Origin of the sequence: Bacillus capparidis, from assembly GCF_017832095.1 — a bacterium.
In the GTDB taxonomy this organism is placed as follows: Bacteria; Bacillota; Bacilli; order Bacillales; family Bacillaceae; genus Bacillus; species Bacillus gobiensis.
Genome location: NZ_JAFDST010000003.1, coordinates 391,877 through 406,645 on the forward strand (window position 1 = coordinate 391,877; position 14,769 = coordinate 406,645).

Annotated in this window: 14 protein-coding genes and 1 riboswitch; of the genes, 10 read left to right on the forward strand and 4 right to left on the reverse strand. The window is 38.9% G+C overall.

Annotation, left to right across the window (positions count from 1 at the left end):
- Positions 1 to 129: 129 nt before the first annotated feature.
- The 4 genes from JOC74_RS15500 to JOC74_RS15515 form a co-directional block, all read right to left on the reverse strand.
- Entirely contained in the window at positions 130 to 1,329 is a 1,200-nt protein-coding gene (locus tag JOC74_RS15500; protein ID WP_053605544.1) for a M20 family metallopeptidase, read from the reverse strand.
- A 13-nt stretch (positions 1,330 to 1,342) separates the two neighbouring features.
- A complete protein-coding gene (locus tag JOC74_RS15505; protein ID WP_053605545.1) occupies positions 1,343 to 2,203 on the reverse strand; it encodes a MetQ/NlpA family ABC transporter substrate-binding protein in 861 nt (286 codons plus the stop codon).
- A gap of 65 nt (positions 2,204 to 2,268) precedes the next feature.
- A complete protein-coding gene (locus JOC74_RS15510) occupies positions 2,269 to 2,931 on the reverse strand; it encodes a methionine ABC transporter permease (RefSeq protein WP_053605546.1) in 663 nt (220 codons plus the stop codon).
- Positions 2,931 to 3,947 carry a methionine ABC transporter ATP-binding protein gene (locus tag JOC74_RS15515; RefSeq protein WP_211086211.1) on the reverse strand — a complete coding sequence of 339 codons (1,017 nt, stop codon included), beginning with the start codon at positions 3,945 to 3,947 and terminating at the stop codon, positions 2,931 to 2,933. Before JOC74_RS15515 ends, JOC74_RS15510 begins: the two co-directional genes overlap by 1 nt.
- 92 nt (positions 3,948 to 4,039) lie before the next feature.
- Positions 4,040 to 4,142: riboswitch (SAM riboswitch) on the reverse strand.
- Between the two features lie 1,027 nt (positions 4,143 to 5,169).
- Here JOC74_RS15515 and JOC74_RS15520 point away from each other — a divergent pair.
- From JOC74_RS15520 to JOC74_RS15565, 10 genes are all read left to right on the forward strand, one after another.
- The gene (locus JOC74_RS15520) at positions 5,170 to 5,961 is read left to right on the forward strand and encodes an ABC transporter permease (RefSeq protein ID WP_053605548.1); all 792 of its coding nucleotides are present in this window, start codon (positions 5,170 to 5,172) and stop codon (positions 5,959 to 5,961) included.
- A gap of 21 nt (positions 5,962 to 5,982) precedes the next feature.
- On the forward strand, positions 5,983 to 7,017 hold the full coding sequence (locus JOC74_RS15525) for a taurine ABC transporter substrate-binding protein (RefSeq protein ID WP_053605549.1): 1,035 nt from the start codon (positions 5,983 to 5,985) through the stop codon (positions 7,015 to 7,017).
- Between the two features lie 21 nt (positions 7,018 to 7,038).
- Complete coding sequence (locus JOC74_RS15530; protein ID WP_082364263.1) at positions 7,039 to 7,866, forward strand: ABC transporter ATP-binding protein; 828 nt, start codon at positions 7,039 to 7,041, stop codon at positions 7,864 to 7,866.
- Between the two features lie 6 nt (positions 7,867 to 7,872).
- Positions 7,873 to 8,805, forward strand: a complete 933-nt coding sequence (locus tag JOC74_RS15535) for a TauD/TfdA dioxygenase family protein (protein ID WP_053605550.1) — start codon at positions 7,873 to 7,875, stop codon at positions 8,803 to 8,805.
- Positions 8,806 to 8,874: 69 nt separating this feature from the next.
- Positions 8,875 to 9,213, forward strand: a complete 339-nt coding sequence (locus tag JOC74_RS15540) for a DMT family transporter (RefSeq protein ID WP_053605551.1) — start codon at positions 8,875 to 8,877, stop codon at positions 9,211 to 9,213.
- A gap of 394 nt (positions 9,214 to 9,607) precedes the next feature.
- The gene (locus JOC74_RS15545) at positions 9,608 to 10,654 is read left to right on the forward strand and encodes a sulfate ABC transporter substrate-binding protein (RefSeq protein WP_053605552.1); all 1,047 of its coding nucleotides are present in this window, start codon (positions 9,608 to 9,610) and stop codon (positions 10,652 to 10,654) included.
- Between the two features lie 3 nt (positions 10,655 to 10,657).
- Positions 10,658 to 11,485 (forward strand): sulfate ABC transporter permease subunit CysT, encoded by an 828-nt coding sequence (gene cysT, locus JOC74_RS15550; protein WP_082364266.1) that lies wholly within the window; start codon positions 10,658 to 10,660, stop codon positions 11,483 to 11,485.
- A gap of 12 nt (positions 11,486 to 11,497) precedes the next feature.
- Positions 11,498 to 12,403 carry a sulfate ABC transporter permease subunit CysW gene (gene cysW / locus JOC74_RS15555; RefSeq protein WP_053605554.1) on the forward strand — a complete coding sequence of 302 codons (906 nt, stop codon included), beginning with the start codon at positions 11,498 to 11,500 and terminating at the stop codon, positions 12,401 to 12,403.
- 2 nt (positions 12,404 to 12,405) lie between these two features.
- Positions 12,406 to 13,464 carry a sulfate/molybdate ABC transporter ATP-binding protein gene (locus JOC74_RS15560; RefSeq protein WP_053605555.1) on the forward strand — a complete coding sequence of 353 codons (1,059 nt, stop codon included), beginning with the start codon at positions 12,406 to 12,408 and terminating at the stop codon, positions 13,462 to 13,464.
- 284 nt (positions 13,465 to 13,748) lie between these two features.
- Positions 13,749 to 14,522 carry a TatD family hydrolase gene (locus tag JOC74_RS15565; RefSeq protein WP_053605556.1) on the forward strand — a complete coding sequence of 258 codons (774 nt, stop codon included), beginning with the start codon at positions 13,749 to 13,751 and terminating at the stop codon, positions 14,520 to 14,522.
- Positions 14,523 to 14,769: the final 247 nt, after the last annotated feature.

A 14,769-nucleotide genomic window follows, 5' to 3' on the forward strand; every position in this document is an offset into this window, starting at 1 on the left:
TTCTCTTGTTTTAGGATGTGGAGAGTTGAATAACTATTACCATATATAATCCTAGTATTATTGATGAAAAGTAATAAAATACTATCAATTGTGTTATAAAGGTGAATCTGCTAATGGTTATGTTACTAATCAACTTTTCTCATTTTTAGCAAGATCGAATGCTTTATTTACACGATGCAATAATGATGGATCTGTTAAAAGGCGGTAGCCGGCTCTTGCGAGAGCTTTGGCACCTTTGATTAGTGCTTGATTACCAAGTTCAGACTTTGCGGCTTCTCTGAAATCGTTTGTGTGTGCAATTAAGTCATCAGGGCCAATTCTTATATAGGGGTGCGCAGTAGGCACTTCATAGCTAATATTACCGGCATCTGTTGAGCCTTTACCAGTAGACTTTTCTAAATTGACCGTTTCTCCTACTGACTCTAATTCTTTATGTAAAATTTCGTCTAATACTGGATTTAGTATTAGATCTTTTACTTCATTTTGGAATCTTTCTATTTTTACAGTCGTACCAGTTGCAAGTGCAGCTCCTTCTGCAACGGAGCGGACTTTAGCAGAAACTTCTTCTGTTTTTTTCCAAGATTCTGCTCGGATATAGAAACGAGCCGCTGCGTATTCAGGAATAATATTTGGCGCATCGCCGCCATGTGTAATAATTCCATGAATACGAATATCATCAGGGAGCTGTTGGCGAAGTGCATTAATGCCATTAAATAGCTGGATAACGGCATCTAAGGCATTAATTCCCTTCTCGGGGGAACCAGCTGCATGAGCAGCCTTTCCATAAAAATGAAAATCAAGTGGATCAACTGCAAGGGATCCGCTAGTTAAAGAGGTTTTTCCGGATGGATGTATCATTAATGCGACATCAACGTCTTTTAAATAGCCATGTTTAACAAAGCTGCCTTTTGCACTTCCGTTAGGACCGCCTTCTTCAGCTGGTGTTCCTAACACAACAACACGTCCGCCTGTTTCTGCAAGTGTTTGAGAAAGGGCAATTCCAGCAGCAACGCTAGTTGTCCCAATGATGTTGTGGCCGCATGCATGCCCTAACCCTGGCAAAGCATCATATTCTGCAAGAAAAGCGATGGTTGGACCTGAAATTCCACTGTCTTTTACAGCATAAAAGGATGTTTCGTGTCCTGCTACTGCAGTATCTACTGTAAAACCAGCATTTGTAAGAATGTTTACATGTGTTTTACTTGCAAAAAACTCTTGGTTCCCAATTTCAGGTTTTGCGTGAATAGCTTGGCTTGTTTGTATATATAGCTCTTTATTTTCATTGATAGAATTTGTAATCAATTCTATGCCAGTCAATGTTTCGCTCATGATAATCCCCCTCTTATAGGTCTTTAAATTGTTTTATTAAATCCTCTTTTGAAGTGTCTACAACAATAGATCCACCATTTGTATCTGCCTCAACGGCTTTTATCACATCTGCTTCATGATATAACTCAACAATTCGTTGATAGGTTTTATTATTTTCATCTTCTGCACGTGCAGCAAATACGTTGACATAAGGAAGAGCATTTTTATCACTAGCGTCTTCTAGAAAAATCGGATCTTTTACAGGGTCTAATCCGGCTTGTCCTGCAACACCATTGTTAATGACGGATGCAGCAACATCTGGAAGAACACGTGGTGTTTGTTGTGCCACAACGGGAAAGATATCTAGATTTTTTGGATTTTCAACTATTTTTGATGGATCGCCGAAAAGTCCAAAATCATCCGCTAATTTGATTAACCCAGCTGATTCAAGGAGCTTTAATGCACGAGCTTGGTTAGAAGGATCATCAGGAATAGCAATTCTTTGTCCATTTTTGATATCATTAATATCTTTTATTTTCTCGGAGTAGATCCCCATAGGTGCAATGACAGTTGCGCCGATAGGCACTAAATCAGCATTGTTTTCTTTTGTGAATTGGCTCAGAAAAGCGATGTGCTGGAAAGAGTTAATATCAATTTCTTTATTAGCTAATGCTTGATTAGGAAGGGTGTAGTCAGAAAACTCAATAAGCTCAATTTCTATTCCTTCTTTTTTAGCTTTTTCTTTTAAAGTGGGCCACACTTCTCCATCTGTACCAGTAACCCCGATTTTTACTTTAATAGTTTTATTGGAGCCGCCTGATGCTGAGTCATTGCCGCAAGCAGCAAGCACCCATACTGCCAATAATAATAAAAATAATAGTGTTATTTTTTTCATTTTAACAATCTCCTTTATTCTGTTTGGTTTTTATCCCGCATTAACGGTCAGATTGAAGTTTCACTTTATCTGCGCATTATTTTTCGAGACAATGTATTCCCGATCCATTGCGCTAGCTGGACAAGCAAAATTAATATGACAACGGTAACCAGCATGACGCTGCCATCAAAACGTTGGTAGCCATAAGTCATGGCAACATGACCTAATCCACCGCCTCCGACTGTTCCGGCCATGGCAGAAAAATCTATTAAACCGATGGTTACAAAAGTTAATCCAAGGATAAGAGGCCCTAAAGCTTCAGGAATTAATACAGTAAAGATAATTTGAAGAGGGTTTGCTCCCATTGCCTTTGCTGCTTCAATTACGCCAGGATCAATGCTGATTAAATTATTCTCCACAATTCTTGCTATACCAAAAGATGCTGCGATGGTCATTGGGAAAATGGCTGCCCAAGTTCCGATAGTTGTCCCAATAATGGAGCGAGTTAGAGGGCTAATAGCAACAAGAAAAATAATAAAAGGAATAGGCCTAATGATATTAATTAAAATGTTCAATGCCTGAAATAAAATTTTATTTTCTAATATATTTCCTTTTCTAGTGATAAAAAGCAATAAACCAATGATGATGCCAAGAATGGAACCAAATATTAAAGTCGCAATTACCATTAGAATCGTTTCTCCTGTTGATTCCACTATCCTTGGCCAAAATGTTGTCCAGTCCACTCTCATTAAATGATCACCTCCTCTATTTCAACGGTTTCTTTTAACTCGGAAATTACATTGTCGATAGCTGCTTGATGCCCTTCAAATGATACCAATAAGTTTCCGTAAAATTTTTCTTGAAGCTCTTTGATAGATCCATAAATAATATTTATGTCTATATCATGTTTTCTTGTAATCTGGGATAGAACGGGATTGTTTGTTAATTCGCCGCTGAAAACAATCCGATATAAATTTTTCCCTCCATTTTCCTTCCATTGAGATAGTAATACTTCAGAAGGACGATCCTGCTGAACAGATTGAATAAACCGTTTAGTTGTCAAATGCTGTGGTTTTGTGAAGGTATCAAAAAGTGATCCTGTTTCAACAACTGTGCCATTTTCCATCACAGCAACCCTATCACAGATGGATTGAATTACATGCATCTCATGTGTAATGAGCAAAATAGTGATCCCTAAACTCTTATTGACCCTTTTTAAAAGGCGGAGAATTTCTCCTGTTGTATCTGGGTCTAAAGCAGATGTAGCTTCATCACAAATTAGGATATCTGGAGAGGTGGCAAGGGCGCGCGCTATTCCTACCCTCTGTTTCTGCCCGCCAGATAACTGCTCCGGATAATCATTTGCTTTATCAGTTAAGCCTACAAACTGCAGCAGCTCTGTAACTCTAGCCTTTATTTCCTTTTTGGGGAACCCAGCAAGTTTAAGAGGATAAGCTATATTTCCAGCTACTGTCCGAGAGGAAAATAAATTAAAGTTTTGAAAAATCATGCCAATTCGTCTGCGGAGACTTCGAATCTCTTTTTGGGAAAGGCTAGATATGTCCTCTCCCTGAACCGTAATAGAACCGTTAGTGGGATTCTCCAACATATTAACAAGTCTCAATAGTGTGCTTTTTCCAGCGCCACTAAAACCTATAATTCCAAAAATTTCACCTTGAGAAATAGAGAGAGTAACGTCTTTTACTGCGTGAATTTCCCTTTTTCCTAATGTGAAAGTTTTTGCTACTTGCTTAAATTCAATCAATGCACACACTCCTTAAAAAAATTAGAACAAAAAGCCCCACTATTTTCTTATTCAGAAGAAAATAGTGGGGCTCTCGGAAATAAGCTACCTCATTCTCATCTTCCAATGCAGAAGCATTTGCAGGAATTGGCACGGTGTCATAAACCCGTTGCCGAGACTTCATTGGGCCTGTCCCTCAGTCTCTCTGGATAAGAAAAAATTAATATTAAGTTATTGGTTAGATTTGTTTACAAATATATTGTTATAATTAAAAAATGTCAAGGGTTTCTTTTCTATAAAATTTTAATGGGATTTTACTTTTGAAAGAATATCAGTTTATGTTTAAATTATATTGAAAAAATATAAAGTGTATTATTTATAAATAAAATACGATATAATAATTATATCAATTTAATTATAAAGAGAGTAATGAATGATCAAAACCTATTAAATAGGGCGGAATTATATTGTAATAAAACCTTCTTTGTTTTGTTCATCAAAATAAAATTTATGAATTGTTGGGGTAGAGATTGGCATAGGGATGATGGAAGAACTTGTTAGTGAGAGTCAATCAGAGGATATTGAAAAATTATCTATAACTGTAAAAATAAACATTGAAAAAACTGCACTGATCAATTTTTTCTCAATGTGTATCAACAAGGTTCGCTAATTCATACTTGACAGGTAAGGAAACTATGGATATTATAATGGCAGAATTTATCGATATCTTTCCGCTTAGCAAGTGCAGTCCGGACTGCAAAGCCAAATTGAACCTCTTAATTTAGTTTGTATTTATGACTGTAGTGGTAGAAAAGTGGCAATTGTGGATGAAGTCAAGATTTCTTATATTTTTAGTCTGCTAGTATGGTTCAGTGTTAATCACCGTTAACGATGAATAGATTACACAAATTGACAAGACAGAGAAAAATCATTTCTTGCTAAATAAGAATAAATATTGATTTATAAGAAAAGTTTTCTTTAATTTCTTCCAAATCCAAATAAATGGTCGACTGGATAACCAGAGACTCTTATCTTACGTAAAGACGTAAATTGATAAGAGTCTTTTTTATTTTCTCTTAGAAGGAGTGTTTTTCTTGCTTAACAATACGAAGGTTAGTGAATCAATACTATGACCTGCTTCTAAAGGCGGATATTTTAGTTATTGGTGGGGCTCCCTCCGGAAATGGGGTCTGGTATATCCCTCCAGCGAACCCTAAATTTTATTTATAAAGGAAGATGTCAAATGGAGAACAGTCATACGTATGGAAAGCACAATTTGATAGTGAAAGGCATTTCCTTAGCCAGTGTAATCATTTTATTCATTGTGTGGACAATCATTACAAATTTGAAGTGGGTAGATCCATTTTTTATTCCTACACCACAGGCTGTATGGGCTTCATTTATTGAACTTTTCACACAAGGGTATAAAGGAGCTTCGCTGCTTTCTCATATTTCTAATAGTATGTATCGTCTCTTTTCCGCGCTGTTTCTTGCATTCTTAATAGCTGTCCCACTAGGGCTATTATGCGGATATTCAAAATATATACGTGCTGTTTTTGATCCGATTATTGAATTTTATCGTCCTCTGCCGCCACTTGCATATTATGCAATTCTAGTATTATGGCTTGGTATCGACGATAAGTCAAAAATTGCTTTATTGTTTTTAAGCGCTTTTGCACCATTATTTATCACCATAGTATCAAGTGTCCAAAAATTACCTAGTGATCGTATCAATGCGGCGCTTTCTCTTGGGGGAACAAAAAGCAAAGTATTATGGCATATCATCTTGCCCTCTTGTCTGCCTGATATTATTACAGGATTACGGACAGCCATTGGTATAACGTATGCAACACTTGTTGCGGCTGAAATGGTTGCGGCAACAAGTGGAATTGGCTGGATGGTTCTTGATGCGAGTAAATACTTACGAAGTGACATTGTTTTTGCGGGCATCATCCTAATGGGGGCGATTGCGATTATCTTAGACAGTTTGATTCGTCTTTATCAGCGTAGTCGTTTTTCATGGGTAGGAAAATAAATAGAAAAGAAGGAATATAAAATGAACCTATTAAAAAGAAATGTTTTGTTAATCATCCTGTTAGCTTTTACAGTTAGTGCGGCTTGTTCAAATCAAGTTTCATCTAATTCAGCGTCAGAAAATAAATCAACATCTTCATCCGAAAATGTACCAGAAAAAATTGTTATTGGATATCAAGCATCACCAAGCGGAGAGTTGCTTGCAAAGGCGCTCGGACTGCTTGAAAAAAAATATCCCGACACCAAGGTTGAATGGGTGAAGTTTGATGCTGGACGTGATGTTAATAATGCGATCGCAAGCGGAAGCATTAACTTTGGAACTGTTGGAACACCGCCAACCTCTATTGGTATTGCGAATAAACTCCCGTACAGTGTGTATAACTTGCACGACATAATTGGAGAGAGTGAAGCTCTTGTCGTAAAGGATGATACCGGAATTCAGTCATTACATGATTTGAAGGGGAAGAAAATTGCAACAACTTTCAGTTCTACTTCTCATTATAGTTTGCTTGGTGCATTGAAAGAAGAAGGACTTGATCCTGTAAAAGAAAACATTACGATTTTAGACATGACCCCGCCTGATATTTATGCCGCATGGCAGCGTGGAGAAATCGATGGAGCCTATTTATGGCAGCCAATGCTGGAAAAATTAAATCAAGACAAAGGAAAGGTCATTGTGAACTCAAAAGAGCTTGCAGAAAAAGGAGTGTTAACTGCAGAACTAGGTTACGTGCATAATGATTTTGCTAAGAAATATCCGGAAGTTGTCAAGGACTACGTAAGCGTATTGGATGAGGCGGTTAAATATTATCGTGATAAGCCGAAAGAATCTGCTGATTTGCTTTCGAAAGAACTTGGATTGTCGCCAGAGGAAAGTTTAAAAACAATGAAACAACTTATCTGGCTTGACGCATCTCAGCAAAAAGAATACTTCTCAGGACCCTTAGCTGAAACGTTAAAAGAAACAGCCGATTTTCTTGTAGAACAAAAATCCATTTCAAGTGCACCCGATTTAGAAGTATATCAAAAATCACTATTGAAAGAAATTCATGAATAAAGTGAAACGGATGGTGAAGATATGAGCGGAGTCACAGCAACAACTTCTCCACATGAAAATGAAGTCAATCATCTGAAAAGAAAAGTAATTGAATTAAAAGAAATCTCTCTACAGTTTTCATCAAATCGAGCAGTACAACCTGTATTGGGAAATATCAATTTAGATTTGCACCAAGATGAGTTTGTCTGCATTCTCGGACCATCGGGATGCGGAAAATCAACATTATTAAATATTCTAGCAGGCTTTCAGAAACCAACAACCGGTCAAAGGTTTATAAATGGAGAAAAATATTCAAAACCGAATGCTGACATTGGGGTTGTTTTTCAACACCCAAATTTATTTCCATGGTTAACGATTCAAAACAATGTAGGCTTTGGTTTAAAAATGAAAGGTATGTCAAAAAAGGATAAAGAACGAATTATTGCTCATTACTTACAACTTGTCCAACTTGAATCATCTGCAGATCTACTTCCCCACCAGCTTTCAGGAGGGATGAAACAGCGAGCTGCCATTGCTAGAACATTAGCTGCAGAACCTAAAGCTATTTTAATGGATGAGCCATTTAGTGCACTTGATACATTAACGAAAGAAACAATGCAAAATCATCTATTGACCATTTGGAAAAAAACAAAGAAAAGTATATTTTTTATTACGCATGATGTCGAAGAGGCGCTTCTTCTTGGAACGAGAATTTTGGTTATGTATCCTGCACCTGGAAGGATAGCGATTGATATTGCGAATCCATTAATAAAGCAAAATCAATCGAATTCAGAGTTGAAAAATACGAAAGAATTTCTGGATTTGCGTACGTATTTAGTTTCCGTCATTAAAAAAGCTAAGGAGGAGTGAGTAAAGATGTCAAAAGAGTTAACGAATTATCCTAGACCACTTCATTTTGAAGGACGTACAGATAAGGAAGGACCACGCATAATACGGCGCGGAACAAATGCTGAGAATGGGTATAACTATACTAATTTTCGCGTCAAACCTTTAACCCCTATTATCGGTGCGGAAATTGAAGGAGTGGATTTAACAAAATCTCCAACAGAAGAGTTAAGAGATGAATTAAATCAAGCATTGCTAGATTGGAAGGTTATTTTCTTCCGTAATCAGCCGATTACAAGTGACCAGCAACTGGAATTGGGACGTTTATGGGGAGAGCTTGAAGTCCATCCTTTTTACTCAGTTCCAAAAGACCGATCAAATCATGTGATTCAGTTTGCTCGAAATCATAAACAAAGCGGCCACGAAAATATTTGGCACGCTGATGTAACTTTTCGTGAAAAACCAGCTAAAGCATCTATTTTACGGTTAATTGATGTACCGCCCGTTGGTGGCGACACCTTGTGGGCAGATATGGGTGCTGCATACGATAACTTACCCGAGGAAGTAAAAAAGAAGATTGATGGATTGCAAGCTTTACATGATTTTACTCCTTCATTCAGTCATTTATTGAGCCCTGAGGAATTACGTGAAAAACAGTCAGAGTTCCCTGCAGTTGCACACCCGGTGGTCCGTACTCATCCGGAAACAGGACAAAAGCTTTTATTCGTTAATCCTTCTTTTACAACGAGAATAATAGGTTTAGAAGAACAGGAAAGTGAAGAGCTTCTTCGTTATTTATTTCTTCAAACGCACGTTCCTGAATATCAAGTGCGCTTTAAGTGGGAGCCTAACTCTATTGCTTTCTGGGATAATCGAGCTACGCAGCATTATGCTGTTTCTGATTATTTTCCACATAATAGAAAAGCTGAGAGGGTAACGATTGCCGGTGATCAGCCGTTTTGATGGACAAGTCAAGCATTGACGTTTCATTTATTCTTTATCAGTTCAATGAATGTATAAGGAGAAAAGTAGATGAGCTGGATTTATTTAATCTTAGGTATTTTTGCTGAAATTATTGGCACAACGTCAATGAAGTTTTCTGTTGGTTTCACAAAATTGATTCCATCTTTTTCAATTTTTATATTTTACGGGCTCAGTCTAACACTTGTAACGTTATCACTTGAAAAAATTGATGTGAGTGTAGCCTATTCGATCTGGTCTGGTGTTGGAACAGCTATAATTGCTGTGATTGGAATAATCTACTTTAAAGAACCTCTTTCCACGATAAAAATCTTATCAATCCTGCTCATTATTGCGGGTGTCATTGGGCTAAATTTAGATGGAAACCTTATGAAGAACGGCCAACAGTAGCTTTATCTGTCAATATAAATAAATTGCATTTTAAAATGATGAAGAAACTCTGTTTAAATAACCGGTATTATTTATAAAACCCTTTTTATTTAGGGTTTTTTCTGTTCATTGAATACCTCGATCTGTGTAGGATACGTCAAATGTTTGCTTGATCCATTCACGAACTAAGAAGGACGTCCAATTCATTTCGGCAGGAAAACCAACGTCGGAACATGGTTATCTTTAAGGAAGGTATTTTTCATCATATTCGTTTGTTACCTAATACCCATAAATTTAAAGCAAACTATAAAACCGAGTTGACAGGTAAGAAAAGTTTGAATATTATTGATATATCTCATGAAGAGTTAAAATTTAAGATTTTCCAGAAAAAATAAGAATTGTAGGGGGAAATACTATGAAACTTTTTAAAACTTTAACTATCGGATTGACTGCAATCTTTTTGGCTGCGGGATGCTCTTCGGGTAATACATCCTCTGAAAGTGAGAGCAAAGATCAACCGGTAGAATTGCTTAACGTATCCTATGATCCTACACGAGAGCTTTACCAGGAGTACAATAAAGAGTTTCAGGATCATTGGAAAAAAGAGACAGGTCAGACAGTTACGTTTCAGCAATCTCATGGAGGTTCAGGGAAACAGGGACGATCGATTATCGATGGACTGGAGGCGGATGTCGCAACACTGGCTCTTGCTTACGATATTGATAGCATTGCAGGTGCGGGTTTGATTGATGAAGGGTGGCAGAAGGAGCTTCCTGATAATTCATCACCTTATACTTCAACAATTGTGTTTCTCGTAAAGAAAGACAATCCGAAGAATATCAAAAGCTGGAATGATTTAATCCGTGATGATGTTTCAGTGATTACGCCAAATCCGAAAACCTCGGGAGGTGCACGCTGGAATTACTTAGCTGCTTGGGATTATGCGGATAAGAAATATAACGGTGACGAAAACAAGATCAAACAATACATGAAAGAGTTGTTCCAAAATGTAGAAGTCCTTGACTCAGGGGCAAGGGGGGCAACCACTACGTTTGTAGAACGAGGAATCGGTGATGTCCTGCTGGCTTGGGAAAACGAAGCGTACTTATCTATAAATGAACTTGGAAAAGATCAATTTGAAATCGTTTATCCAGAAAGCAGTATTCTTGCTGAGCCATCAGTTGCCATTGTTGACAAGGTGGCAAAACGAAAAGGCACAGAGAAAGTAGCTAAAGCGTATTTGGAACACTTATATTCCGATGAAGGGCAAAAAATAGCTGCCAAAAATTATTACCGCCCTCGAAATGAAGACATTCGTAAAGAATATAGCAAGACATTTCCTGATATTGATCTTGTAACGATTGATGATGAAAAATTCGGAGGCTGGAAAAAAGCTCAGGAAACACATTTCAGTGACGGCGGGACATTCGATCAGATTTACTCAGGTAAAAAGGGGGAGTAAACGATTAAACCTGCAGCTGCAACAAGACAAAAACGATTACTTCCAGGCTTTACGATCAGTATGGGAATTACGTTGTCCTATCTGAGTCTTATTGTCATTATTCCATTATCGATGATCTTTGTGAAAACAGCTGCTCTCGGGCCGGGCGAATTATGGGAAATCATTAAAGATCCAAGGGTGCTGGCGAGCCTGCGTCTTACTGTGTTAACTTCCTTAGCCGCAGCTGTTTTTAATGCAATATTCGGCCTGTTATTAGCTTGGGTACTTACCCGCTACAGCTTTCCGGGAAAGAAAATGATTGACGGTTTAATTGACCTCCCGTTCGCCCTGCCTACTGCTGTGGCGGGTATTGCTTTGACGGAGCTGTATGCGCCGAATGGCTGGATCGGCCAGCTGTTTCATACAAAAGTGGCTTTTACTCCGATCGGAATCATTATTGCCCTTATATTTATCGGGATACCGTTCGTTGTAAGGACAGTGCAGCCGGTCATTAAAAGCCTAGATAAAGAAATGGAGGAAGCCTCTGCCACACTCGGTGCCAGCAGAGGCCGCACATTTATTAGCGTGATTTTTCCACAGCTATTGCCATCGCTGATCACAGGATTTTCTTTGGCATTTGCGAGATCCTTGGGCGAATATGGCTCAGTTGTTTTTATTGCAGGAAACATCCCGCTGAAAACAGAGATTGCACCACTCATTATTATGTCAAAGCTTGAACAATATGATTATAATGGAGCAGCCGCGGTTGCCTGCATCATGCTGGTCATTTCATTTATTCTCTTGCTCCTCATTAATCTGTGGCAGTGGAAAGTTTCAAGAAACGGGCTGTAGGAGGCAGAAGAAATGAACACGATCGCACAAAAGAAACAACAAGAATCAGTGAAAGCACATAAATCTATCCGACGTCATGAACCATCATCCGAATCAAGATGGGTCAAGGTTAGTTTGATCTCTCTTTGTTACTTGTTTGTCGCTTTGTTTTTGCTGCTCCCTCTTTTTTTAGTATTCATTAAAGCCTTTGAAAGAGGATTTGGCACTTATCTGGAGGCGATTACGAATCCGGATGCAATTGCGGCAATTAAGCTGACTTTGCTTGTCTTAATCATATCCGTCCCTTTAAATGCCCTGTTCGGCGTAGCTGCTGCATGGTTTGTCACGAAATACGAGTTTAAAGGGAAACAGGTTTTGACAACTATTTTGGACATTCCATTTGCCGTTTCTCCAGTCATTGCCGGTTTAATTTTTGTTCTTTTGTTCGGGTCAACCGGAGTTTTTGGACCTTGGTTAATCGAGAATGGCTTAAAGATCATTTATTCAGTACCAGGCATTATTTTGGCTACGTTATTTGTGACCTTTCCGTTTGTTGCACGTGAGCTGATTCCGTTTATGCAGAGCCAGGGAACGTCAGAGGAAGAAGCGTCTCTTACGCTCGGAGCGGGCGGCTTTAAGACATTTTGGCTTGTGACTCTTCCTAATATTAAATGGCCGCTGCTATATGGGGTTATCCTGTGCGGGGCAAGGTCTGTTGGTGAATTCGGCGCCGTTTCTGTCGTTTCCGGGCACATTCGCGGATTGACGAATACGATGCCTTTGCATATTGAAATCCTTTATAACGAGTATCAATTTTCTGCAGCCTTTGCAGTAGCATCCCTACTATCAATTTTTGCCGTTTTGACCCTAATTATCAAAGGATTGTTAGAGCGAAAAGCAAAATCGGCCGAAAAATCGTTTTCCAAGAACGGAGTGTAATGATGGGTATCACCATTGAACAGATTGACAAGTCCTATGGTACGTCTACTATCATAAAAGACCTTAGCTTAACCATTCAGAAAGGAGAGCTGATTTCTCTGCTGGGGCCTTCTGGATCGGGGAAGACGACGCTGCTTCGCATAATTGCCGGGCTGGAGCATGCAGACAGAGGAAAAATTCTTTTTGAAGGAATTGACCAGACAAATACGCATGTGAAAGAACGTAATGTAGGGTTTGTTTTTCAGCACTATGCCCTTTTTCAAAACATGACTGTATTTGATAACATCGCATACGGATTACGGGTGCGGCCGCGAAAGGAAAGGCCGACCAAAAAACAGATTGCAGAACGTGTGAATGAGCTGCTCGAAGTGGTGAAGCTGACCGAATGGAAAGACCGTTATCCTGCGCGGCTGTCAGGAGGACAAAGGCAGCGGGTGGCTTTGGCCCGCGCGCTTGCTGTTAATCCCAAAGTGCTCCTTCTCGATGAACCATTCGGTGCGCTGGATGCGAAGGTGAGAAAAGAGCTTCGGCGCTGGCTGAGGAAAGTGCATGATGAGTTTCAAATTACCAGTGTTTTTGTTACTCATGATCAGGAGGAAGCATTGGATATTTCGGATCGAGTGGTCATTATGAATGAAGGGGAAATTGAACAAATCGGCACACCTGAAGAAGTATATGACAGACCAGCCACGCCGTTTGTTTATGATTTTCTCGGAAATGTAAACCAATTTAGCGGAAAGATTTCTGACGGCTATCTCCTTGATGGAACAATCAAAATCGAAATCCCTAAAGAGCTTGATAAGAGTCCTGGTTCAGGAGTAGCCTATGCGAGGCCACATCGTTTTTCCATCAGCAAAGAGCCGGCAGGTGAGCATTCTATTCACTCAGTTGTGCTGCATGTTCAAAAGCTCGGCCCCATCGTTCGATTAGAATTACAGAGAAAAGATACCAATAGACAAATTCATGTCGAATTATCCGAGGATGAATTCGCAGAGTTAAAGCTTGAAGAAGGCGAAGAGGTCTTTGCAACAGCAAAGGAATTGACGGTTTTTTCATCTTAAATATTTTGCCTTATCTCTATTTGCCAGAGATAAGGTTTTTTATATGTATAATTAAGAAGTAAATCAATATCTGGGCGACGGCTTTTGTACAATTATCATGGTGAACTGTGCAATTCTGTCACGTTTTTGTTCGATTATCTTGGTGATTTGTGAAATTCCGTCCCTCTTCTGAGCAATTGACTCAGTAAATTGTGCAATTCCGGCTGACATTTGTGCAATTAAGCAGGGTATTTCATCCGTGCATGTGGAACGAGAATTTTGGTTATAGATTAGGAGTGAAAATCTTGAAAAAAATCATAGATGCCCATATTCACTTGGATCAATATAAAGAAGAAGAGCTGACTGCTATTTTTCAAGAGGCTTCCTTGCTAGAAGCGATCGTTTCAGTCTCTTTTGACCTCCAATCGTGCAAAAAGAACCTATCGCTATCGAAAGCGCACTCGAAAGTGAAGCCTGCGTTTGGCTTTCATCCTGAACAACCTCTCCCATCTGAAAGCCAGCTGCAAACACTTGTGGCCTGGATTGAAAAGAACCGCTATGACATGGCAGCTATCGGGGAAGTGGGGCTGCCTTATTACCTTAGAAAACAAAAGAAAAATGGCAGCTTTTCATTAAACAAGTATATTGAACTGTTGGAGACCTTTATCGTTCTAGCAAAAAAATGGGAGAAACCAATTGTCCTGCATGCCGTTTATGAGGATGCTCCTATTGTGTGTGACCTTCTGGAGAAACATTCCTTATCAAAAGCACATTTTCATTGGTTTAAAGGTGATCCGAAAACGATTGAACGAATGATACAGAATGGTTATTTTATTTCCGTAACTCCCGACGTCGTTTATGAGAAAGAAATTCAAGATTTGGTCAGGGTGTATCCTATGGAGCGATTAATGGTCGAGACAGATGGACCTTGGCCATTTGAGGGACCATTTAAAGGAATAATGACGAGTCCATTGATGATTCACCAGTCCATTGAAACCATCGCGGCTTTAAAAAAAGCTTCAATAGAGGACACATATCTAAAAATATTAGTGAATACAAAAAAATTCTACAGGATTTAAAAAGGGCCCTGCGTTTCAGGGCCTTTAAATCTTGCTCAGCTTGCCATATGAAGTGTGTTCGATTGTAGAAATCGATGGAACAATGATTGGGAAAGGTGTACCAGGCAGCTGTACGCGCCGGATTCAGTCTGAATTTAACAATCTTCTATTATCTTTAACATCGCATTAAGTTCCTTTGCCGTAATATAACCTCACAAATGGAGTGTAGGAATTATCAAATGATTTATAATGAAATGATAGGTGAAAT

Excerpts from the sequence above, each read along its gene's own strand:
- cysW (WP_053605554.1), top strand. The coding sequence starts at position 11,498 with ATGAACACGATCGCACAAAAGAAACAACAAGAATCAGTGAAAGCACAT.
- JOC74_RS15500 (WP_053605544.1), bottom strand. The coding sequence starts at position 1,329 with ATGAGCGAAACATTGACTGGCATAGAATTGATTACAAATTCTATCAAT.
- JOC74_RS15505 (WP_053605545.1), bottom strand. The coding sequence starts at position 2,203 with ATGAAAAAAATAACACTATTATTTTTATTATTATTGGCAGTATGGGTG.
- JOC74_RS15535 (WP_053605550.1), top strand. The coding sequence starts at position 7,873 with ATGTCAAAAGAGTTAACGAATTATCCTAGACCACTTCATTTTGAAGGA.
- JOC74_RS15540 (WP_053605551.1), top strand. The coding sequence starts at position 8,875 with ATGAGCTGGATTTATTTAATCTTAGGTATTTTTGCTGAAATTATTGGC.
- JOC74_RS15530 (WP_082364263.1), top strand. The coding sequence starts at position 7,039 with ATGAGCGGAGTCACAGCAACAACTTCTCCACATGAAAATGAAGTCAAT.
- JOC74_RS15545 (WP_053605552.1), top strand. The coding sequence starts at position 9,608 with ATGAAACTTTTTAAAACTTTAACTATCGGATTGACTGCAATCTTTTTG.
- JOC74_RS15520 (WP_053605548.1), top strand. The coding sequence starts at position 5,170 with ATGGAGAACAGTCATACGTATGGAAAGCACAATTTGATAGTGAAAGGC.
- JOC74_RS15510 (WP_053605546.1), bottom strand. The coding sequence starts at position 2,931 with ATGAGAGTGGACTGGACAACATTTTGGCCAAGGATAGTGGAATCAACA.
- JOC74_RS15525 (WP_053605549.1), top strand. The coding sequence starts at position 5,983 with ATGAACCTATTAAAAAGAAATGTTTTGTTAATCATCCTGTTAGCTTTT.
- JOC74_RS15560 (WP_053605555.1), top strand. The coding sequence starts at position 12,406 with ATGGGTATCACCATTGAACAGATTGACAAGTCCTATGGTACGTCTACT.